This window comes from Amycolatopsis sp. Poz14 (genome assembly GCF_006704225.1).
In the GTDB taxonomy this organism is placed as follows: domain Bacteria; phylum Actinomycetota; class Actinomycetes; order Mycobacteriales; family Pseudonocardiaceae; genus Amycolatopsis; species Amycolatopsis nivea.
The window spans coordinates 2,814,643-2,837,980 of the sequence record NZ_JACLHD010000001.1; the positions used below are offsets into that span (position 1 = coordinate 2,814,643).

9 protein-coding genes are annotated in these 23,338 nt (G+C 70.6%); 7 read left to right on the plus strand and 2 right to left on the minus strand.

The annotated features are described in order from the left end of the window. The first annotated feature begins 116 nt into the window (after positions 1–116). The 6 genes from FKO37_RS13960 to FKO37_RS13985 all read left to right on the plus strand — a co-directional run bounded on the left by FKO37_RS13960 (position 117) and on the right by FKO37_RS13985 (position 21,604). Positions 117–1,586: an AMP-binding protein gene (locus FKO37_RS13960; RefSeq protein ID WP_238604583.1), complete on the plus strand. Its 1,470-nt coding sequence runs from the start codon at positions 117–119 to the stop codon at positions 1,584–1,586. Further along, complete coding sequence (locus tag FKO37_RS13965) at positions 1,583–2,797, plus strand: type III PLP-dependent enzyme (RefSeq protein ID WP_238604584.1); 1,215 nt, start codon at positions 1,583–1,585, stop codon at positions 2,795–2,797. The genes FKO37_RS13960 and FKO37_RS13965 overlap by 4 nt, the downstream gene beginning before the upstream one ends. Next, positions 2,794–3,270 (plus strand): cobalamin B12-binding domain-containing protein, encoded by a 477-nt coding sequence (locus tag FKO37_RS13970; protein WP_037810569.1) that lies wholly within the window; start codon positions 2,794–2,796, stop codon positions 3,268–3,270. The genes FKO37_RS13965 and FKO37_RS13970 overlap by 4 nt, the downstream gene beginning before the upstream one ends. Next, positions 3,267–4,535 carry a methylaspartate mutase gene (locus tag FKO37_RS13975; protein WP_238604585.1) on the plus strand — a complete coding sequence of 423 codons (1,269 nt, stop codon included), beginning with the start codon at positions 3,267–3,269 and terminating at the stop codon, positions 4,533–4,535. The genes FKO37_RS13970 and FKO37_RS13975 overlap by 4 nt, the downstream gene beginning before the upstream one ends. Beyond that, positions 4,532–5,728: a cytochrome P450 gene (locus tag FKO37_RS13980; RefSeq protein ID WP_037810567.1), complete on the plus strand. Its 1,197-nt coding sequence runs from the start codon at positions 4,532–4,534 to the stop codon at positions 5,726–5,728. The genes FKO37_RS13975 and FKO37_RS13980 overlap by 4 nt, the downstream gene beginning before the upstream one ends. A 108-nt stretch (positions 5,729–5,836) precedes the next feature. Beyond that, positions 5,837–21,604 (plus strand): type I polyketide synthase, encoded by a 15,768-nt coding sequence (locus FKO37_RS13985; RefSeq protein WP_238604586.1) that lies wholly within the window; start codon positions 5,837–5,839, stop codon positions 21,602–21,604. A 278-nt stretch (positions 21,605–21,882) separates the two neighbouring features. Here the strand turns inward: FKO37_RS13985 and FKO37_RS13990 are convergent, their stop codons facing one another. Then, positions 21,883–22,281, minus strand: coding sequence for an MBL fold metallo-hydrolase (locus tag FKO37_RS13990; protein ID WP_238604587.1), 399 nt, complete (start codon positions 22,279–22,281; stop codon positions 21,883–21,885). Between FKO37_RS13990 and FKO37_RS47750 the strand changes: the two genes are divergently transcribed. Further along, the gene (locus tag FKO37_RS47750) at positions 22,236–22,586 is read left to right on the plus strand and encodes a TetR family transcriptional regulator C-terminal domain-containing protein (protein WP_374204296.1); all 351 of its coding nucleotides are present in this window, start codon (positions 22,236–22,238) and stop codon (positions 22,584–22,586) included. The two genes, FKO37_RS13990 and FKO37_RS47750, sit on opposite strands and share 46 nt — an antisense overlap. Before the next feature lie 311 nt (positions 22,587–22,897). Here the strand turns inward: FKO37_RS47750 and FKO37_RS14000 are convergent, their stop codons facing one another. Next, positions 22,898–23,167, minus strand: a complete 270-nt coding sequence (locus FKO37_RS14000) for a hypothetical protein (protein WP_205673190.1) — start codon at positions 23,165–23,167, stop codon at positions 22,898–22,900. Positions 23,168–23,338: the final 171 nt, after the last annotated feature.

Below are 23,338 nucleotides of genomic sequence, written 5' to 3' on the forward strand. Positions count from 1 at the left end.
CAGAGTGCCAGCTAGGGGCCGTTAGGGGTGTGGGCCACCGCCTGCGCGCGGATAACTTTCCGGACGTCGGGGAGCGATCCCGCGCAGGCACGGTGATTCTACGAATCCTTTCGGGAGTGGCAGTCGTGAACGAATCCGGTTCTCTCGTCCATGCCCTGCTCGACGCGGCGGCGGCCAGTGCGCCGGACGCCGCCGCGGTGCGCGACCGGGCGGGGGTGTGGACGTATGCCGAGCTGGCCGCTTGGAGTCACGCGGTGGAGGCGGTTCTCGCGCGGCGCGGAGTCGGGCGCGGCGATCGCGTCGTGGTGCAGTTGCCGACGGATCGGGCGCTGGTCGCGCTCTTCCACGGGACCTCGCGGCGGGGCGCGGTCTTCGTGCCGATCAACCCGGCGATGAAGCAGTTCCACTTCGATTCCGTCGTCGAGAACGCCGAGCCGGTGCTGATTCTCCAGCCGGACGAGTTCGCTCCACTGTGGACGGAAGTCGAAGAAGCTCACCGCGAGCAGACCCGTGTCGAGCCGACTGAGGTCGATTTGGACGACGTCGCGGTGCTCGTGTACACCTCCGGCAGCACGGCCGCGCCCAAGGGCGTCATCGGGCCGCACCGGCAGGTCACCTTCGCGGCGGGCGCGATCCAGGCGGTGCTCGGCTACCGCCAGGACGACGTCGTCTTCTGCCGGTTTCCGATGTCCTGGGACTACGGCCTGTACAAAGTCCTCCTCTCGACGCTCGGCCGCAGCGAGATCGTGCTCGCCGACGCCGAATCCGATCTTCGCCTGCTGCAACGGATGCGTGAGGTCGGCGCGACGGTCGTCCCGATCGTGCCTTCGCTCGCCACGATGATCGCCACCCTCGCCGAGCGGGAGCAGGGCGAATCGGCTCCGGTGCGGCTGTTCACCAACACCGGTGCGGCGCTGCCGGACTCGACGATCACGAAGCTCCGCGCCGCATTCCCCGGCGTCCGCGTCGTCCGCCAGTTCGGGCAGACCGAGTGCAAGCGGATCACCGTCATGCCGCCCGAGGAGGACACGGAGCGTCCGGGTTCGTCGGGTCTTCCGCTGCCGGGGACGACCGTGCACATCCTCGCTGCCGACGGAACTCCGTTGCCAGCCGGGGAAATCGGCGAGATCGTGGCCGCCGGGCCGCACGTGATGCCCGGTTACTGGCGCGCGCCGGAGCTGTCCGCGCGAGCGTTCCGCCGCGACGAGGCCACCGGCGAGCTCCGCCTGCACACCGGCGACTACGGCCGGCTCGACGAGGACGGCTACCTCTACTTCGAGGGCCGCCGCGACGACATGTTCAAGCGCAAGGGAATCCGGATGTCCACGTTGGAGATCGAGGCGGCCGCGATGGACATCCCCGGCGTGCGCGCGGCGGGCGCGATCCCGCCGAGCGAGACCCGGGACCTGGCGATCTGCGTGGAGAGCGACCTGCCGCCGACCACGGTGCTCAAGGAACTGGCGCAGCGGCTCGAGCCGCAGAAGGTGCCCGCGCTGTGCCACGTCGTGGACGAGTTCCCGCTCACCGCGCACGGCAAGAACGCGACGAAGGAACTCGCCCTGCTGGTGGAAGGTGCCCGCAAATGAGCAAGTACGACGAGCTGGCCGCACGGTTCGGCACGCCGGCTTACGTGTACGACCTTGACGTGACCGCGCAGTCGCGCGATCAGCTGTTCGGCCTGCTGCCGGAGGGGTTCGCGGTCTACTATGCGCTGAAAGCCAACCCGCATCCGGAGATCGCCCGCGAACTCCGTGAGGGCGGCTGCCGCGCGGAGATCAGCTCGACCGGCGAACTGGCCAACGCGCTGACCGCCGGGTTCGCGCCGGAGGACATCCTCTACACCGGCCCGGGCAAGACCGACGGCGAGCTGGACGCGGCGATCACCGCGGGCGTCCGGCTGTTCTCCGTGGAATCGCTGACTGACCTGCAGCACATCGGTGCCGCTGCGCAGCGCCAGGACACCGTGGCGCGGTGCCTGCTGCGGATCAACACCACGCAGGGCAGTGCGTCGACCGGGATCCGGATGATGGGCCGCCCGTCGCAGTTCGGCGTCGACGCGGAGACTCTGCCCGAGCTTATGCCGCTGTTCAAGGCGGTCGCCGGGGCGAAGATCGTCGGCGCGCACTTCTTCACGATGAGCAACGCCCAGGACGAGGACGCGCTGCTCGGCGAGTACGAGTTCGTGCTGCAATCGGCCGCGCAGCTGCGTCAGGAGACGGGGCTGCCGCTGGAACTGCTCGACATCGGCGGCGGGTTCTCGTCGCCGTACGCGGTTCCCGGCGAGCGCACCGACTATCCGAAGCTGCGCAACGGTTTGGAACAGCTTCTCGACCTCTACCTGCCGGAATGGCGCGGCGGCGAGGTCGAGCTGGCCTGCGAATCCGGCCGCTACCTGTCCGGCACGTGCGGGACGCTGCTGGCCGGGGTCGTGAACGTGAAGGAGAGCCGGGGCCACCGGTTCGTCATTCTCGACGCCGGGATCAACGTGGTCGGCGGGCTTTCCGGCATCGGCCGTCTGCTGCCCGCCGCGGTCGGTGTCGACCAGGTCGGGGACAACCCGGGGCAGCTCGTCGGTCCACTGTGTACTCCCGGGGACTCGCTTTCGAAGGCCGCGAAGCTGCCCGAGCTGTCCGCTGGAGATCTGCTGACCGTGCCGAACGTCGGTGCGTACGGCGTCACCGCGAGCCTGATCAGCTTCCTCGGCAGGCCCGCGCCCACCGAAGTCGTGGTCCGCGGCGACGAGGTCATCTCGGTGTCGCGATTGGATTACCAGCGAGCTTATGAGGTGTCGCCATGAGCGAGGAAGTCCACGCGTACAGCGGCAGCGTCATCGAAGAACCCGCCGGGCGCACGGTGATCGTGAGCAGCATGGCGTCGGACTCGCACACCTGGAACCTGGTCTACCTGGAACTTCTCGTGGCGGAACTCGGCTTCGACGTGGTGAACCTCGGTGCGTGCGTGCCGGACGAGCTGCTCGAGTCCGAATGCGTCAGCCGCCGTCCGGCGATGCTGGTGCTGAGCAGCGTCAATGGGCACGGCTACCAGGACGGGCTGCGGGTCGTGCAGCGGCTTCGCGCACAGCCGGAGCTGCGCCGGCTGCCGATCGTCATCGGCGGCAAACTCGGCACCGGCGGACCGCTTTCGGACGAGCAGACCGCGGAGCTGCTGTTCGCCGGGTTCGACGGAGTCTTCGACGAGCAGAACGCCGCCGCCTTCCGGCATTTCGCGGCCACGCTTCCCGGCGGCGTCAGCCAGTTGGAGGAGGCGTGAGCTTCGAGCGGTTCGTCGCGCAGCGGCACGCGGCCGGGGAACTGGTCGTGCAGCCGCGCATGGGCTTCGACAGCCCGGCCGCGATGCGCGCCGGTCTGGTCGCGACGAAACAGGCGAACGCCGCGACCGTCGGCACGCTCACGCTCGACAGCTACACCCGCGTCCGCGACACCGATTCCGCGGCACACGCGTTGCGCAACGGAATCCCGCTCAATGGCTACCCGATTGTCAACCATCCGCCCGAGGTGACCCGGGCGATGCTCGACGGTCTCGAGGGCCCGGACTTCCCGGTGCAGGTCCGGCACGGTTCGGCGCGGCCGGTGGACATCTTCCGCGCGATGATCGCCGCCGGGCTGCACGCCACCGAGGGCGGGCCGATTTCCTACTGCCTGCCCTACAGTCGTACTCCGCTCGACGAGTCCGTGCGGAATTGGGCGTATTGCTGCGATCTGCTGGTCGACGCCGAACATCCGGGCGGCCGCCCGCATCTGGAGACGTTCGGCGGGTGCATGCTGGGACAGCTGTGTCCGCCGAGCGAGCTGGTCGCGATCAGCGTCCTGGAGGCGTTGTTCTTCTACCGCAAGGGCGTACGCAGCATCTCGGTGAGCTACGCGCAGCAGACGAATCTGCACCAGGACCGCGAAGCCGTCGCCGCGCTGCGCCGGTTGTGCGCCGAGCTGTTGCCGGAAGCGACCTGGCACGTGGTGATCTACGCGTACATGGGCCTCTTCCCGCGCACGCCCGACGGCGCGATGCTGTTGCTGGGCAAGGCCGCTGAGCTGGCGATGAGCACCGATTCGGAGCGGTTGATCGTGAAGACCGCCGCCGAAGCGCACCGCATCCCGACCGTCGCGGAGAACGTGACCGCGCTCGAACACGCGGCTGCCTCGGCGAAGGGCATCAAAGCCATTGTGGACGAGGACAACCAGGTCTACCGCGAGGCCTACGCCCTGGTCGACGCGGTTCTGAACAGTCACGCGGATCTCGACCGCGCGCTCGTGGTCGCCTTCAAACGCGGTCTGCTCGACGTGCCGTACTGCCTGCATCCGGACAACGCGGGACAGGCGCGCAGCACGCTCGACGCGGACGGCAGGCTCGGCTGGTCCGAGCTCGGTTCGCTGCCGTTGCGCGGGATCGCCGAACGCGCGCCGAGCGGCCGGATCACCTCGTCGACGCTGATGTCGGCGCTTTCCTACGTCCAGCACACCCATGACACCCAGGCATTGGAGCAGCCGATGACCGCGATCGGAGGGGAACCGCGATGAGCACTCGCCGGACTGTCCGGGCGTATCCGTTCGACATGCACGAGACGTCCGTTTCCGAGACCTACCACCAGTTGCAGCGCGACGAGCCGATGAGCCGGGTCCAGATGCCGTTCGGCGAACAGGCTTGGCTGGCGACGAAGTACGCCGACGTCAAGCTGGTGACCGCCGACCCGCGGTTCAGCCGCGAACTGGCACAGGGTCTCGACCAGCCGCGGATGCGTCGCCAGCAGATGGGCGACGGCATCATGGGGATGGACCCGCCGGACCACACCCGCCTGCGCCGCCTGGTGATGAAGGCGTTCACCGCGCGCCGGCTGGAGGCGATGCGCGAGAGCGTTCGCACCCTGGTGCACCAGCTGATCGACGAGATGATCGAAAAGGGCGCGCCCGGCGACCTCGTCGAAGATCTCGCACGGCCGCTGCCGGTGACGGTGATCTGCAAGCTGCTCGGCGTGCCGAAGGAAGACCACTCGATCTTCAGCGAGTGGACCCAGGCGCTGGTCGGTGACGCGACGGCGAAGGGCGATGTGCTCGACGTCTATGGCGACAAGCTGGACAACTACGTGGCCCAGTTGGTCGCGCAGCGTCGTGAGGAGCCGACCGACGACCTGCTCGGCGCGCTCGTCTATGCCCGGGACGCCGGTGACAAGCTCACCGAGAACGAGCTGATCGCGATCGCGGGCGCGGGGCTGCTTACCGGTGGCGTGGAGACGGTTTCCACGGCGCTGCCGAGCTTCATCTTCACCCTGCTGACGCAACCGGAACTGCTCGCGCAACTGCGGGCGCAGCCGGAGATCATGCCGACCGCGGTGGAAGAACTGCTGCGGTGGGTGCCGATCAACACCGCCGCGATGTTCGCGCGTTACGCCACTGAGGACATCCGGATCGGCGACGTCGTGGTGCGGACGGGCGACCCGGTGCTGCCCGCGCTGCACGCGGCGAACCGCGACCCGGAGGTCTTCGCGAATCCGGACGTCATCGACCTGACCCGCAGCCCGAACCCGCACGTCGCGTTCGGGCACGGCCCGCACCACTGCATCGGCGCGCAGCTGGCGCGGCTCGAACTGCAGGAGGGGCTGAAAGCGATTCTGGAGCGGTTCCCGGAATTGCGGCTCGCGGACGGGCGCGAGGGCGTGAAATGGGAGTACGGGGTGATCGTGCGCGGCCCGTCGCTGCTGCGCGTCGCCTGGTGATTTCCCGCCCCTAACAACGTTTTCTGGGGATCCGGCGCGGCCCGAGTCCGGCCTACGATCCGATCGACGACCCATGAATGCTGCCTGGCTACCGCGGTGGAGTGCGCAATGCGTGAGAGTGACAAGAATCGGGAATCCGGCTTCGCGGAGCGGCTGACGCTTCTGCCGCCGGCGGACCGCGCGAGGTTCCTCGCCGACGTGGTCCACGACGCGACGCGGGCGGCGCTGCAGGCCGCGCTGCCTGAGGTTCCGGCCGTCCTCGACCCGGAGAAAGCGTTCTCCGACCACGGTTTCGACTCGCTCGCGGCGGTGGAGCTGCACGCGCAGCTCACCGACGCGACCGGGCTGGAACTGCCGGTGACGCTGGCCTTCGACTATCCGACCCCGGCCGCGGTCGCCCGGTTCCTGCACGCCGAGGTGTTCGGCGCGGAGGAGTCCGTCGCGGCGCTGGCCGGCGGTGCGGCGGACGACGAACCGGTCGCCATCGTCGGCATCGGCTGCCGCTACCCGGGCGGCGCGGTGTCGCCGGAAGCGTTGTGGCAGCTGGTCGCCGACGAGGTGCACACGATCTCCGGCTTCCCGACCGACCGCGGCTGGGACCTCGACAGCCTGTATGACCCGGACCCCGACAAGCCGGGCAGCAGCTACGTCACCTCCGGCGGATTCCTGCCCGGCGCCGGGGAATTCGACGCCGGGTTCTTCGGCATCGCACCGCGCGAAGCGTCCGCGATGGACCCGCAGCAGCGGCTCGTGCTGGAGACCGCGTGGGAAGCGTTGGAGCGGGCCAAGATCGACCCGTCCGCGCTGCGCGGCACCCCGGCGGGCGTGTACATCGGCGCGGAGGCGCAGGAGTACGGACCGCGGCTGCACGAAGCTCCCGACGGTCTCGACGGCTACATGCTCACCGGCAACGCGCCTAGCGTCGTCTCCGGTCGCGTCGCTTACGCGCTCGGTCTGGAAGGGCCGACGCTGACCGTCGACACCGCTTGCTCCGGTTCGCTGGTCGCGCTGCACTTGGCGGTGCAGGCGTTGCGGCGCGGGGAAACTCAGCTCGCGCTCGCCGGTGGTGTCGCGGTGATGGGCGCGCCGGGCACGTTCACTGCCTTCAGCCGTCAGCGCGGTCTCGCGGAAGACGGCCGGTGCAAGGCTTTCGCGGCCGCCGCGGACGGCACCGGGTTCGCCGAGGGTGTCGGTGTCCTGGTACTGGAACGGCTTTCCGACGCTGTCGCGAATGGACACACGGTGCTCGCCGTGGTCCGCGGGTCGGCGATCAACTCCGATGGCGCGTCGAACGGCCTTACCGCGCCGAACGGTCCGTCGCAGCAGCGCGTGATCAAGCGCGCCCTGGCCGACGCTGGTCTGGAAGCGTCCGATGTGGACGCTGTTGAGGCGCACGGAACCGGCACCCGGCTCGGCGACCCGATCGAGGCGCAGGCGCTGCTGTCCGCCTACGGTCAGGACCGCGAGACGCCGCTGCTGCTCGGGTCGATCAAGTCGAACATCGGCCACACGCAGGCCGCGGCGGGTGTCGCGGGCGTGATCAAGATGGTCGAGGCGATGCGGCACGGCGTGCTGCCGAAGACGCTGCACGTGGACGAGCCGACGCCGCACGTCGACTGGACCGCGGGTTCCGTCGAGCTGCTGACCGAGCAGCGGGAATGGCCCGCGAGCGAACGTCCGCGCCGTGCTGGCGTTTCGTCGTTCGGCGTCAGCGGGACCAATGCGCACGTCATCATCGAGCAGGCTCCGGCCGTCGAGACCGTGGAAACCACCAGCGATGAGCTGCCGGTCGTGCCGCTCGTTGTCTCGGCGCGCAGCGAGGAAGCGCTGAAGGCGCAGGCTGCCGCACTGGTGTCCACTGTGGAATCCAGCAATCTGACTGACCTCGGCTTCTCGCTCGCCACCACTCGCGCCGCGCACGACCAGCGCGCCGTGGTCGTTGCGGAGAATGTCGCCGACGCTGTGCGCGGGTTGCAGGCGCTGGCGGCGGGGGAGCAGGACCCGAACGTCGTCCTCGGCGAACGCACTCCGGGCAAGCTCGCGATGCTGTTCACCGGACAGGGTTCGCAGCGCCTCGCGATGGGGCGTGAGCTGTACCTGGCGTACCCGAAGTTCGCCGAGGTCTTCGACGAGGCTGTCGATCACCTCGACGTGCAGATGGAAACCCCGCTGCGCGATGTCCTTTTCGGCGACAACGCCGAGGAACTTAACGAGACGCAGTACACGCAGTGCGCGCTGTTCGCGGTCGAGGTCGCGCTGGCGCGGCTGCTCGAATCGTGGGGCGTGCGGCCGGACATCCTGCTCGGCCACTCGATCGGCGAACTGGCCGCCGCGCACATCGCGGGCGTGTGGTCGCTCGCCGACGCGTGCCTGGTCGTCGCCGCTCGCGGACGGCTTATGCAGGCGCTGCCGGAAGGCGGGTCGATGGTCGCCATCGCGGCGACCGAGGACGAGGTCCAGCCGCTGCTGGGCGACCAGGTCAGCCTGGCCGCGGTGAACGGTCCGACGTCGGTCGTCGTCTCCGGCGAGCGCGAAGCGGTGGAAGCCGTCGTGTCGGTGTTCCGCATGCAGGGCCGCAAGATCAGCCAGCTGCGCGTGTCGCACGCGTTCCACTCGCCGCTGATGGAGCCGATGCTGGCCGAGTTCCGCGAGATCCTCGAGGTGGTCGAGTACGCGGCCCCGGCGATCCCGGTCGTCTCGAACGTGACCGGCCGGATCGCGACCGCCGAGGAACTCTGCTCGCCCGGGTACTGGCTGTGGCACGTCCGCCGCGCGGTGCGCTTCGCCGACGGGGTCCAGGCCCTGGTCGACGCGGGCGTGACGACCGCGATCGAGGTCGGTCCGGACGCCGTCCTGTCCGCGATGGCCGCGGGCACCAGCGACGCCATCGCGTTCACCCCCGCGCAGCGCCGCGACCGGCCCGAGGCCGCCACCCTCGCGACCGCGCTCGGCCGCCTGCACACCCGCGGCGTGGCGATCGACTGGACCGCGTTCTTCGGCGAGGCGCAGATTGTCGACTTGCCGACGTATGCCTTCCAGCACAAGCACTACTGGCTCACCGCGCCGACCGGCCACGGCGACGCGGCCGACCTCGGCCAGCTGGCTTCCGGACACCCGCTGCTCGCCGCCGAGATCGGCTTGGCCGGCGACGACGGCCTGGTCCTCACCGGTCGCGTCGCACTCCGGACGCACCCGTGGCTGGCTGACCACGCGATCGCCGGTACCCCGGTCCTGCCGGGTACCGCGTTCGTCGAGATGGCGTTGCACGCCGCCGCGCAGGTCGGCTACGGAGTGGTTGACGAGCTGACGCTGCAGGCCCCGCTCGCGCTGCCGGAGGCGGGTGGTGTCGCGCTGCAGACGCTGGTCGGCCCGGACGTCGACGGCCGCCGCACGATCGAGTTCCACTCCCGCCCCGACCACGACGCCGACGCGGCCTGGACCCGGCACGCCGTCGGTGTCCTCGCCGCCGGCCCGGTGGTCGAGCCCGCGCCGCGCAGCGAATGGCCGCCCGCTGGTGCGGAGGTCGTGGCTACTTCGGACCTGTACACCGAACTGGCCGAGCACGGTTACGGCTATGGCCCGCTGTTCCAGGGGCTGCGCACCGCGTGGAAGCGCGACGACGTCGTGTTCGCCGAGGTCGCGCTGCCTGCGACTGGTCGCGACGCGGCGTTCGGCGTCCACCCGGCGCTGCTCGACGCGGTCCTGCACGCCACCGACTTCGCCCCGGGCGAGGCGCGCGAGCCGGACGAGATCCGGCTGCCGTTCGCGTGGACCGGTGTGCGGCTGCACGCTTCGGGCGCGACCGAGGTCCGGGTGCGGATCACGTCCCCGGCCACCGGCGGCGTCTCGATCGACGTGACGGACGTGGCCGGTACGCCGGTGCTGTCCGTCGAGTCGTTCCGCTCGCGGCCGGTCCGCGAGGCCGACCTCGGCGCCCAGGCGCGCGACCTGCTGTACACCGTCGAATGGACCCCGGTCACCGTCACGGCCGAGCTGCCGTCGCTGGCTTCGCTGGGTTCGATCAGCGGTTTCGACGTTCCGGTGGTCGATTCGCTGGTGTCGCTGGTCGAGGTGCCCGAAGTCGTGCTGCTGCCGGTTTCCGTGCCGGGTAACAACATCGCCGCCGCTGCCAAGCAGACCGCGCATCGCGTCCGGACTGTGCTGCAGCAGTGGCTGGAAGGCGACCGCTACGCCGGTGCGCGCTTGGTCGTGCTGACGCGCGGCTCGCTGGCCGACTCCGCCGTCCGCGGGCTGGTGCGTTCGGCGCAGGCTGAGCACCCCGGTCGCGTGGTCCTGGTCGAGGGCACGGCCACGGCGGCGACCCTGGCCACCGCGCTCGGCTCGGGCGAGCCTGAACTGCGCATCGACGGCGACACGGTCTCGGCCGGCCGGATGGTCCGGCTCGTGGCGGAGGCCGGGGAGCCGACGTGGCGTTCTGACGGCACCGTGCTGATCACCGGCGGTACCGGCGGTCTCGGCGCCCAGGTCGCGAAGCACCTCGTCACGAAGCACGGCGTCCGCAGCTTGTTGCTGCTCAGCCGTCGCGGGCTTGACGCGCCGGGCGCGGCTGAGCTGGTCGAAGAGCTGGCCGAGCTGGGTGCGACCGCGAAGGTGGTCGCCTCGGACGTCAGCAAGAAGCGCTCCCTGTCGGCGGCGATCAAGAAGGCCGAGCACCCGCTGTCGGCCGTCGTGCACACCGCTGGCGTGCTCGACAACGCGATGATCGGTTCGCTGACCGCCGAGCAGCTCGACGCAGTGCTGGCCCCGAAGCTCGACGCGGCGTGGGCGCTGCACGAGCTGACCGCGGAGCTGGACCTGTCGGCGTTCGTCCTGTTCTCCTCCTCGGCGGGGCTCGCCGACGGTGCCGGACAAGCGAACTACGCCGCTGGCAACACCTTCCTCGACGCACTGGCCGAGCATCGGCACGCCGCTGGCCTGCCCGCGACGTCGCTGGCCTGGGGGCTGTGGGCCCCCGACGCCGGTCAGGCGATCGGCATGGGCGCGACACTGTCCGAAGTGGACCGAAACCGCATCGCGCGGCTGGGGCTGGCTCCGCTGACCGTGTCGGAAAGCCTTGCCGCACTTGACGCTGCGCTCGGCACCGGGGTTCCGACGGTGGTCCCGACCCGCGTTGACCGCGCTGCCCTGCGGTCGCGTGGCGAGGACGTTCCGGCCGTGCTGCGCGGGCTCGTACCCGCCGGCCGCCGCCGGATCGCCGTCGCCAGCGGGGAAGTCACGCCCGAGCAGCAGTTCGCCGAGCGGTTCGCGCACCTCGCCGAGGCCGACCGCGACCGCGCGCTGCTCGACCTGGTCCGCACGCACGTCGCGGCCGTTCTCGGCCACGACAGCGCGGACGCGATCAGCCCGGCCCGCCCGTTCGGCGAGATCGGCTTCGACTCGCTGGCCGCGGTGGAACTGCGCAACATCCTCGACTCGGTCACCGGCATGCGGCTGCCCGCGACGCTGGTGTTCGACTACCCGACGCCGCGCGCGCTCGCCGAGTACCTGGCGTCGCGGCTCGCCGGGCTGGCTCCGACTCGCACGATCACTCCGGTGACCACGGTGGACCCGGAGGAGCCGATCGCCATCGTCGGCATCGCCTGCCGCTACCCGGGCGGCGTCGAGACGCCGGAAGACCTGTGGCGGCTCGTGTCCGAGGGCGAGGAAGCGCTGTCCGGCTTCCCGGTCGACCGCGGCTGGAACGTCGACTCGCTGTACGACCCGGAGCCCGGCAAGCCCGGCCACTCCTACGTCAAGCACGGCGCCTTCTTGCACGACGCGGCCGAGTTCGACGCGGACTTCTTCGAGATCAGCCCGCGCGAGGCGGCCGCGATGGACCCGCAGCAGCGGCTGCTGCTCGAGGTGTCCTGGGAAGCCTTCGAGCGCGCCGGGATCGACCCGGTCGGCCTGCGCGGCAGCGCGACCGGTGTGTTCGCCGGCGTGATGTACCACGACTGGGGCACCCGCCTCGGCACGGTTTCCGACGACATCGCGGGCTACCTCGGCAATGGCAGCCTCGCCAGCGTCGTGTCCGGTCGCGTGTCGTACGCACTGGGGCTGGAAGGTCCGACGGTCACCGTCGACACCGCGTGTTCGTCGTCGCTGGTCGCGCTGCACTGGGCGGTGCAGGCGCTGCGTCGCGGCGAGTGCACGCTGGCGCTGGCCGGCGGTGTCACCGTGATGTCCACTCCGGACACTTTCATCGACTTCAGCCGTCAGCGCGGGCTTTCCGCCGACGGCCGGTGCAAGGCGTTCGCCGAAGCGGCGGACGGCACCGGCTGGGGCGAGGGCGCGGGTATGCTGCTCGTCGAGCGATTGTCTGACGCACGTCGCAACGGGCACCCGGTGCTCGCGGTTCTGCGCGGCTCTGCGGTGAACCACGACGGCGCGTCGAACGGCCTTACCGCGCCGAACGGTCCTTCGCAGCAGCGGGTGATCGCCAAGGCGCTGGCTGACGCTGGTCTGCGGCCGTCCGAAGTGGACGCTGTCGAGGGCCACGGCACCGGAACCACGCTGGGCGACCCGATCGAGGCCCAGGCGCTGCTGGCCACCTACGGGCAGGACCGTTCCGAGGACCAGCCGCTGTGGCTCGGGTCGATCAAGTCCAACATCGGCCACACGCAGGCCGCGGCGGGTGTCGCGGGCATCATCAAGATGGTCATGGCCATGCAGCACGGCCAGTTGCCGCAGACGCTGCACGTCGACCGTCCGTCCACTGTGGTCGATTGGGAGACCGGCGCGGTCCGGCTGCTGACCGAATCGCGGGAGTGGCAGGTCGACCGGCCGCGCCGCGCCGCGGTGTCGTCGTTCGGCATCAGCGGTACGAACGCGCACGTCATTCTGGAGCAGGCGCCGGCGATTCCGGTCGAGCGGGCTTCGGAGACGCAGACGATCGTTCCGGTCGCGCTGTCCGGCCGGTCCGCTGCCGCGGTGCGCGGACAGGCGGCGCGGCTGCGTTCTTGGCTGGCTGAAGGCGTTTCCGTCGCGGAGATCGCGCGTTCGCTGGCGGCGACGCGTGCCTCGCTCGAACACCGCGCGGTGGTGGTCGCCGAGACCGCCGGAGAACTCGCCGACGGGCTCGACGCGCTGGCCGGCGGAGACGCGCCGACCGGTCAGGTCGTGGACGGAAAGCTCGCCTTCCTGTTCTCCGGACAGGGCGCGCAGCGAGTCGGCATGGGACGAGAGCTTTACGACGCGTATCCGGCCTTCGCGACGGCGTTCGACGCGGTGTGCGCGGCAATCGACCCGTTGGTCGATGTTCCGCTGCGGGACGTCGTGTTCGGCACCACCGAGCTCGCTGACCGCGGCCTGCTGGACCAGACGCAGTACACCCAGACCGGGCTGTTCGCGGTCGAGGTCGCGCTGTTCCGGCTCGCCGAGTCGTGGGGCTTCCGGCCCGACGCACTCGCCGGGCACTCGATCGGCGAGCTGGCCGCGGCCCACGTCGCGGGCGTGCTTTCCCTTGCGGACGCGGCAAAACTGGTCGCCGCGCGCGGCCGGTTGATGGGTGCGCTGAACGACCGTCGCGGCGCTATGGTCTCGCTCGCCGCGACCGAAGAGGCGGTCCAGGAACTGCTGCGCGGCCACGAGGACGAGGTCAGCATCGCAGCGGTGAACGGCCCGGCCGCCGTGGTCGTCTCGGGCGACGCAGATGTGGTCGCTGAGATCGAGCGAGCCGCTGGCGATGTCCAAACGCGACGGTTGCGCGTGAGCCACGCGTTCCACTCGCCGTTGATGACGCCGATGCTCGACGAGTTCCGCGAGATCGCCGCCGGGCTGACCTACGAGGTGCCGAAGATCCCGATTGTCTCGACGGTCACCGGGAAACTCGCCACCGACGACGAGCTGCGTTCGCCGGAGTACTGGGTCAACCATGTCCGCGAGACTGTCCGATTCGGTGCCGCGGTGTCGACCCTGGCGGAGAGCGGCGTCCAGACGTTCCTGGAGATCGGGCCGGACAGCGTGCTGTCCGCGCTCGGCCAGCAGAGCGTCGACGCGGAGTTTGTCCCGTTTGGACGGCGCGACCAGGACGAGGTGCGCACCGCGCTCACCGCGGCCGGTCGCCTGCACATCCGCGGCGCGGTGAAGCTCGGCCCGCTGCTGGGCGACGGTCCGGTCCGGCTCGACCTGCCGACGTATGCCTTCCAGCACAAGCGTTACTGGCTCGACGCGACACCGTCCGGCGATGTCACTTCGGTCGGTCAGCAGCCGCTCGCGCACCCGATGCTGGGCGCGGTCGTGGCACTGTCCGGTTCGGACATCACTGTCCTCACTGGACGGTTGTCCGCCTCGTCGGTGCCGTGGGTCGCCGACCACGTGGTGAAGGGTGCGATCCTGGTGCCCGGCACCGGATTCGTCGAGCTCGCGGTCGCCGCCGGTGACCAGGTGGGCCACCCGACGGTGGAGGAGCTGACGCTGCAAGCGCCGCTCATCCTGTCGCCGGACGGCGCGGTCGCGCTGCAGGTCGTGGTCGGCCCGGCGAACGGCGACCGCCGCCCGGTCACCGTGTTCTCCCGCCCGGTCGAATCGGACGGCGACTGGACCCAGCACGCGCTGGGCACGCTGTCCGCGACTGCCCGGCCGGAACCCGCTGGCCTCACCGAATGGCCGCCGGCGGGTGCGACCCCGATCCCGGTCGAAGGCGCGTACGAGCGGCTCAACGAGCGCGGCTACGGCTACGGCCCGGCGTTCCAGGGGCTCACCGCCGCGTGGCGACGGGGCAACGAGGTGTTCGCCGAGGTCGCGCTGCCGGAACCGGCCGCGTCCACGGCGGGTTCCTACGGCCTGCACCCGGCGCTGCTCGACACCGCGATGCACGCCGACCTGCTCGGCGACCCGAGCGGTTCGACGCTGCTTCCGTTCGTGTGGAACGGCGTCACGCTGCACGCGGTCGGCGCTTCGGTGCTGCGGGTGCGGATCGTGCGGCTGGACGGTGACGAACTGTCCTCGATCGAGGTCGCGGACGGCGAAGGCAACCCGGTAGCTTCGGTGGAATCGCTGGTCTCGCGGCCGGTGCGGACCGAACTGGCCGCGCAGGCGGAGACCACGGACGGTTCGCTGCTCAAGATCGGCTGGCAGTCCGTGCCGGTCCCGGCCGCGGAGCCGGGCGACGTCGTCGCGATCGGCCGTGGCCGAGTCGGCGTGGCTGCCACTTACAGCGGGTTCGCGGACCTGCTCGGAGCGGTGGACCGCGGCGAGCCGGTGCCCGGTCTCGTGACGCTCTCGGTGCCCGCCGCCGACGGTGCGGTGCCGGAAGCGGCGCGGGCCAACGCGACCTGGCTGCTTGCCGAGATCCAGGCGTGGCTGGCCGAAGCACGGCTGACCGACACGAAGCTCGCCGTCATCACGCAGTCGGCGGTCTCGGCGGGTGAGTCCACTGTGGACGTCACCCAGGGCCTCCTGTGGGGACTCGCCCGGGCGGCGCAGGCCGAACACCCCGGACGCGTGTTCCTGATCGACGCGGATGCGGACACGAAGGTCGAGACGATCGCCGCGGTGGTCGCCTCGGGCGAGCCGGAGTCGGCGATTCGCGCTGGCTCGGTGCTCGCTCCGCGCTACACCCGCACCGAATCGACCGACACCACGTCGTGGGACGGCACGGTCCTGATCACCGGTGGCACCGGCGGTCTCGGCAGCCTGCTGGCGCGCTACCTGGTGGCCGAGCACGGGGTGCAGAGCCTGGTGCTCACCAGCCGTCGCGGGCTTGACGCACCGGGTGCCGCGCAGCTGGCCGAAGAGCTGACCGACCTGGGTGCGACCGTCCAGGTGGCGGCCTGCGACGTTGCTGACCGCGAGGCGGTCGAGCAGCTGATCAACGGCCTGCCGGACCTCGGCGCGGTGGTGCACGCCGCCGGTACCGCCGACAGCGGCGTCTTCGACTCGCTCACCGCGGAGCAGCTTGCCGCGGTGCTGCGGCCGAAGGTCGACGCGGCCTGGCACCTGCACGAGCTGACTGCCGACCGGCAGCTGTCCGCGTTCGTCATGTTCTCCTCGGCGGGCGGCCAGGTGCTGCCGGCCGGGCAGGCGAACTACGCGGCGGCCAACGCGTTCCTCGATGGGCTCGCCGAACACCGGCGCGCGGCCGGGCTTCCGGCCACCGCGCTGGCGTGGGGCTTGTGGGCGGAGAACACCGGTCTCGGCGGCGACCTCGCCGAAGCCGACCTCGCCCGGATGGCCCGCCTCGGCCTGCCCGCGGTGACCGCCGAGCAGGGTCTGGCCCTGTTCGACGCCGCCGTGGCCACCGAAGACGCGGTCATCGCGCCGCTTCGCGTGGACGTTCCGGCACTGCGGGCGCGCACCGACGAACTGCCCGCGCTGCTGCGTGGTTTCGTGCCGCCGAAGGCGCGTCGCGTGGCGAAGGCGGCCAAAGCGGCGGACAACGCGCTCGCCGACGAACTGGCCGCGCTGGTCGAAAGCGAACGGGACCGGGTGCTGCTCGACCTCGTCCGCACGCAGGTGGCCACCGTGCTCGGCTACGCGGACAAGTCCGAAGTGGACGGAACACGGGCGTTCAAGGAGCTGGGCTTCGATTCGCTCGCCGCGGTCGAACTCCGCAACCTGCTCGGCACCGCGACCGGCCTCACGCTGCCCGCGACGCTGATCTTCGACCACCCGACCGCCAAGGCCGTCGCGGACTTCGTCAAGGGCAAGCTCCTCGGCGCGGTCGCGAAGACCCCGGCGACGACGGCCCGGACGAACGCGTCGATGCAGGAACCGATCGCGATCGTCGGCATGGCCTGCCGCTACCCCGGCGGCGTCCGGTCGCCGGAGGACCTGTGGCAGCTGCTGGTCGACGAGGTCGACGCGGTCTCCGGCTTCCCGACCAACCGCGGCTGGGACATCGAAGGCATCTACGACCCGGAACGCGGCAAACGCGGCAAGACCTATGCCAACCAGGGCGGCTTCCTGCACGACGCGGCGGAGTTCGACCCGGCGTTCTTCGGCATCGGCCCGCGCGAGGCGATGGCGATGGACCCGCAGCAGCGGCTCCTGCTGGAAACCGCGTGGGAGGCCATCGAGCGCGCCGGGATCGACCCGACCGTGCTCCGCGGCAGCCTGACCGGCGTCTTCACCGGCGCGATGTACGACGACTACGGCAGCCGCGCCCCGGGCGCTCCGGCCGACGTCGCCGCCTACATCCCGAATGGCAGCTCCGGCGCGGTCGTCTCCGGCCGCATCTCCTACCTGCTCGGCCTCGAGGGCCCGAGCATGACGGTCGACACCGCGTGCTCGTCCTCACTGGTCACGCTGCACCTCGCGGTGCAGGCGCTGCGGGCGGGGGAGTGCGGACTGGCGCTCGCCGGCGGTGTCACGGTGCTGTCGCAGTCGGATCTGTTTGTCGACTCCAGCCGCCAGGGCGTGCTCTCGCCCAACGGACGGTCGAAGTCGTTCTCCGCGGCTTCCGACGGTGTCGGCTGGGCTGAGGGCGCGGGTCTGCTCCTGCTGGAGCGGCTGTCCGACGCGCAGCGCAACGGGCACGAGGTGCTCGCGGTGGTCCGCTCCAGCGCGGTCAACCAGGACGGTGCGTCCAACGGCCTGACCGCTCCGAACGGCCCGTCGCAGGAACGCGTGATCCACGCGGCCCTCGCCGCCGGTGGCCTGCAGCCGTCCGATGTGGACGCTGTCGAGGCGCACGGTTCGGGCACGAAGCTGGGCGACCCGATCGAGGCGCAGGCGCTCCTGGCCACCTACGGCCAGGACCGCGACCGGCCGCTGTACCTGGGGTCGGTGAAGTCGAACATCGGGCACGCGCAGGCGTCCGGTGGCGCTGCTGGCGTGATGAAGGTCGTGCAGGCGTTGCGGCACAACATGTTGCCGAAGACGATGCACGTCGACGCGCCGTCGCCGGTCGTCGACTGGACCACGGGCAACATCGAGCTGCTCACCGAACCGCGGCCGTGGGTGCGCAACGGTCACCCGCGTCGCGCCGGCGTTTCGTCGTTCGGTATCAGCGGCACCAACGCGCACATCATCATCGAGGAGGCACCGCCCGCTCCGGCCGTCGAAACCCGGCGCACCGCACCGGAACTCCCGGCGATCCCGTTGCCGCTGGCCGGTTCAGTCGCGTCGGCGCTCGCCGACCAGGCCGCCCGGCTGGCCGCGCACCTGCGGGCCAACCCGGACGTCAGCCTGACCGACATCGGCTACTCGCTGGCCACCGGTCGCGCCGCGCTCGACCACCGCGCGGTGGTCCTGGCGGCCGACCGCGAAGCGGCGCTCAAGGCGCTCGACGGACTGGCCGACGGCCGGACCCCGGCGGGCACCGTGGCCGGAACGGTCAGCGCGGCCGACCTGACGGCGTTCCTGTTCACCGGACAGGGCGCGCAGCAGCCGGGCATGGGACGCGGGCTGTACGAGGCGTTCCCGGCCTTCGCCGGAGCGTTCGACGAGATCTGCGGACTCTTCGACGCCGAGCTGGAAACCCCGCTCAAGCAGGTGATCTGGGAAGACTCGCCGCTGCTCAACCAGACCGCGTACACGCAATGCGCGCTGTTCGCGATCGAGGTCGCGCTGTACCGGCTGGTCGAGTCCTGGGGTGTGACGCCGGATTACGTCGCCGGGCACTCGATCGGCGAACTCGCCGCGGCACATGTCTCCGGAGTGTTCTCGCTGGCCGATGCCTGCTCGCTGGTCGCCGCTCGCGGCCGGCTCATGCAGGCGCTGCCGGCCGGAGGCACGATGGCGGCGATCGCCGCCACTGAGGACGAGGTGCGCGCTTCGCTGCCTGACGGGGTCGACATCGCGGCGGTGAACGGGCCGCGTTCGGTGGTCATCTCGGGTCCGGAAGCGGCGGTGCTCGCTGCCATGGCGACCTTCTCCGACGCTGGTCGCCGGACGAAGCAGCTGGTCGTGTCGCACGCGTTCCACTCGTCGCTGATGGAGCCGATGCTGACCGAGTTCTCGGTGGTGGCGGAGAAGCTCACCTACTCCGCGCCGTCGATCCCGGTGGTGTCGAACGTGACCGGCAAGATCGCGACCGCCGCCGAGCTGTGCTCGCCGCAGTACTGGGTGGGCCACGTGCGGGAGGCCGTCCGGTTCGCCGACGGCGTCAGCACGTTGCTCGCCTCGGGCGTGACCCGGTTCGTTGAACTGGGTCCGGACGCAGTGCTCACCGGGATGGCCCGCGAATGCGACACCGCGGTCGCCGACCGGCCGGACCGGGTCGTCCAGGTGCCCGCGATGCGCCGCGGCCGGGCCGAGGTGCCGACCGTGTTCACCGCGCTGGCCACGCTGTTCTCCCGGGGCGGGAAGATCGACTGGAAGGCGCTGTTCGCCGGCCAGGGTGCGTTCACTGTGGACCTGCCGACCTACGCGTTCCAGAACAAGTCGTACTGGCTCGACGCGACTAAGCCGACTGGTGACGTCACCACTTTGGGCGCCCAGTCCGCCGGACACCCCCTGCTGGGTGCGCTGGTGGAACTGCCCGATGGCGGCGCGGTGCTGACCGGACGGCTGTCGGTCGCGACGCAGCCGTGGCTCGCCGACCACGTGGTGATGGGGCGGACGATGCTGCCCGGCACCGCGTACGTCGAGCTGGCGATGCACGCCGGCGACCAGGTCGGTTGCGACCTGCTGGAGGAGCTGACGCAGCAGGCACCGTTGCTGCTGCCTGAGGACGGGGTCGACCTGCGCGTGGTCATCAGCGCGCCGGACGGCAGCGGTCGCCGGGAGCTGTCGGTGCACTCGCGGACCGAGGCGGGCTGGGTTCAGCACGCGGCGGGCACGTTGGCCAATGGCGCGGCTGCGGACTTCTCGCTGAGCGAGTGGCCGCCGTCCGGTGCCGAATCGGTTGACCTGACCGGGTTGTACGACGACCTGGCCGACCTCGGCTTCGGCTACGGGCCGACGTTCCGCAACCTGCGGGCGATCTGGCTGCGCGAAGGCGAGGTATACGCCGAGGTCGCGCTGCCGGAAGGCACCGCGGCGAACGACTTCGGCCTCCACCCGGGCCTGCTCGACTCGGCGCTCGGCGCGACGGACTTCCTGATCCCGGGCGGTCCGAAGGCGTTGACCGAGACGACGATCCCGTTCGCGTGGAACTCGGTGTCGCTGCAGGCCAGCGGCGCGACCGCGCTGCGGGTGCGGGTGCGGAAGACCGAGAGCGGTTCGTCGCTCGACCTGGCTGACACTGCTGGTGCTCCGGTCGCTCAGATCGCTTCGCTGATCACGCGGCCGGTGTCGGAAGGCCAGCTCGGCACGAAGGTGCCGGACTCGCTGTACCGGATCGAATGGCAGCCCGCTTCGGGCGTGCGGCTGGTGCCTTCGCTGGACGGCTGGGCTGTGCTCGGCACCGACGATCTCGGTCTGGGCGTGCCGCTGAAGGCCGAGCCGGTCGACGCGGAGGTGCTGGTGCTGCCGGTCGGCTCCGGTACCGGTTCTGTTCCGGCGCAGGTGCACCAGATCGTGCAGGACACGTTGCGGCACTTGCAGAACTGGCTGTCGATCGGGGACGGCAAGCTGGTCGTGGTCACTCGCGACGAGCTGGTGCAGGCTCCGGTCTGGGGCTTGGTGCGGGCCGCGCAGGCGGAAAACCCGGGCCGGATCCAGATCGTGGACCTCGACGCTTCGCCCGCGTCGGCTCGGGCACTGCCCGCGGTCGTCGCCTCCGGCGAACCCGAAGCCCGGTTGCGGAACGGCGAGGTGCGCGTGCCGCGGCTGACCCGGGTCACCGAGGTTGGCGAGCCGGTCGAATGGGACCCGAACGGCACGGTGCTGATCACCGGCGGCGCAGGCCTGCTCGGCGGACTGCTGGCCCGGCACCTGGTCGCACGCGGTGCCCGTGACCTGGTCCTGACCAGCCGCCGCGGTCTCGACACGGCGGGGGCGCGGGAACTGGTCGACGAACTGGCCGGCGAGGGCGCGAAGGTGACTGTCGCCGCGTGCGACGTCACCGATCGGGACGCGCTGGCGAAGCTGCTCGACACGCTGCCGCGGCTGACCGCCGTGGTGCACGCGGCCGGGCAGATGGACAGCGCGGTGCTGAGTGCCTTGACGCCGGAGCAGGTCGAGAACGTGTTGCGGCCCAAGGTCGACGCGGCCTGGAACCTGCACGAGCTGACGGCAACTCGGGACCTGGCGGCGTTCGTCCTGTACTCCTCAGCGGGTGGTCTGCTGCTCGCTGCCGGACAGGCAAACTACGCGGCGGGCAACGTGTTCCTGGACGCGCTGGCCGAGCACCGGTCTTCCCTCGGCCTCCCGGCGACGTCGCTCGCGTGGGGCCCGTGGGAAGGCACCGACGGCGAAGTGGACCTGGCACACATCGCCCGGTCCGGGGTCGCGGAACTGTCGGCGGCTGAGGGGCTGGAACTGTTCGATGCCGCGTTGGCTGCTTCGTCGGCGGCGTTGGTGCCGGTGAAGCTCGACCTCAAGGACGCGGACCGCGCGTCGGCCCTGCTGAAGGGCCTCGCCACTACCGCCCCGCGGCGGGCAGCTGTTGCCTCGTCGGCGTCGGCACAGCCGGAGGCCGGGTTCGCTGACAAGCTCGCCACGCTCCCGACGGACGAGCGAGACTCGGCGGCGCTGGACCTGGTGCGCGAACACACGGCGGCGGTTCTCGGGTATGACGACGCTTCAGCGGTCGGGGTTGAGAAGGGCTTCACCGACTTGGGCATCGATTCGCTAGCCGCGCTGGAGCTCCGCAACCGGCTCGGTGCCGCGACTGGTCTGCGGCTGCCTGCGACGTTGATCTTCGACTACCCGAGTCCGTTGCCGTTGGCTCGGCATCTGTTGGAGGAGCTGGCACCTGCTGTTGCGGAGGAGGTCGTCGAAGAACTGAACGGCACTGATGAGGCGGCGGCTGCGGTGGCTTCGATGGATCTGGCCGACTTGGTCCGGTCTGCGATGGGTGGTGCCGAGGAGTCGGGTGAGTCTCAGTGATCGGTAGGTGCGCTTCTTTGGTTGGGCCGGTTGTCGCCGCGTTGCGGCAGGCTGGGACGGATAACTAACGGCTCTGTAGGCAGTTAGCGCTGGTTGTTTGGCAGCCCGTGTCGATCGCGAGGATCGGCACGGGCTGCTGGCGTTCCTGGCGGGTGCGACCCGCCTGGCTTGGCGCGACCTGCCTGGTCTGGCCCGTCCCGGCTCGCCCTGCATGGTCCGCTCGAACGAAGTCGGTTTCCTTTGCGCGGCGCTCGATTCCGAGCCGGAGTTCATCGACATTAGCCAGCGTGCGCCAGATGCAGCCATTCTCCGAGGGGTGACACGTGCGCGCGTCGTCCTGCGTGCGTGCGGAACTCGTTCTCCGGGTCGGAAATCTCGACGTAGCCCGCGACTTTGGACGGCTGCTCCGCCTCGTAATGCATCGAGACCGCGTACTGGGCGACGAGGAGTTCCGCGGCCGCGGCGGCCTGCATCGGGTCCATCGCAGCGGGCGGCGGACTCGGCGGCTGGAGGTGCGGCGCGTCGACCACCGCGCCGTTGGCGGGCAGGAATGCCGAGTCGAACGGGCTGAAGCGGCGTGCGATGAGCCACCAGGAACCGTGGAAGATTGTGTCGCCGTCGTGGAAAACGCGTGGTCCGTCGGCCTCGACTGCCCAGTTCAGCTGCGGGTCGCCCAACCCGTCGTCTGCGGGACGGCGGTGACGCGGGAGGTCTGTGTGCGGTCTGCGCCAACTCGGTGGCCTATCGGGAAGAACCGCTGCTTCCCGGTGGCTGCCTGATGACTGCGGCGCTCACCGAGTACGGCGGCCGTCCCAACCGGGTCCGTGAGGCGGTGGCCGAGGTGTGGTCGCGCTGGCGGGAACAGCTGCGCGCCGACTTGACCACGGCGGTGGCGAGCGGTGAGCTGCCGGGCGGGTTCGATGTCGATGAGGCGCTGTTCGAGATCGTCGCTGCCGGGCTGGCGTTGAACGCTGCCACGTAGCTCCAGCACCACCGGGCGGCTGCGGGCCGGGCGCGCCGTGCGGTTGAACGGGCTCTCGACCAGTCCTGACTGGCTGGCTGTTCGCTTCGCTTCGGGGATGTGACCGCGTTCCAGCTGCCGGGCTAGTCCGGGGTTTCCCGGTGCCGGGGCGTGCTGGGGCGCTTCGGCCGAGTGCGTCGCGTGGTGCGTTGTGCAGTGCGGCCGAGGGTTTGGTTCGGTCGGAGGGCTGGGGTGCGGATGTCGGCCCAGGCAGGGGAGTGCTGCTGTGGGATCGGTCCGCGGGTGTCACGGGCCGGCTCAGGCCTCGCCGGTTACGACTCGGTGGCCATGCCCAGGGAGCACAGGGAGCCGGCCAGGGCGATCAGGTCGTAGCGGGTGTCGTCTTCGTTCGTGTGCCACAGGGCGGAGAGGGTGCTTGCTGCCCGGTCGACGTCGCCGTTGTGCTGTTTCAGGGCGATCCACATCGCGGCGGCTACCGGTTCGCACTCGATGTGGCGGTTGGACGTGCGGCAGGTGAGCTCCAGGTGGCCGTTGGAGAGCATGCGCTGGGTGACGCCGGGGGCGGTGGTGATTGCCATCATGATGGCCTCCTGGTTGAGAGGGGGTGTTTCCTTGATGTACCTAGTTTCTCGGAAGCGGGCCGCCGGGACCATGGGGTGTGCTCCTGAAGCTTCCCTGGGGTTTACCCACCCTTATCCCCGGTAGATCCCTGGTTGTCAGCGGGTCAGGGTTGTGGTGTGCGGGCGCGTCAG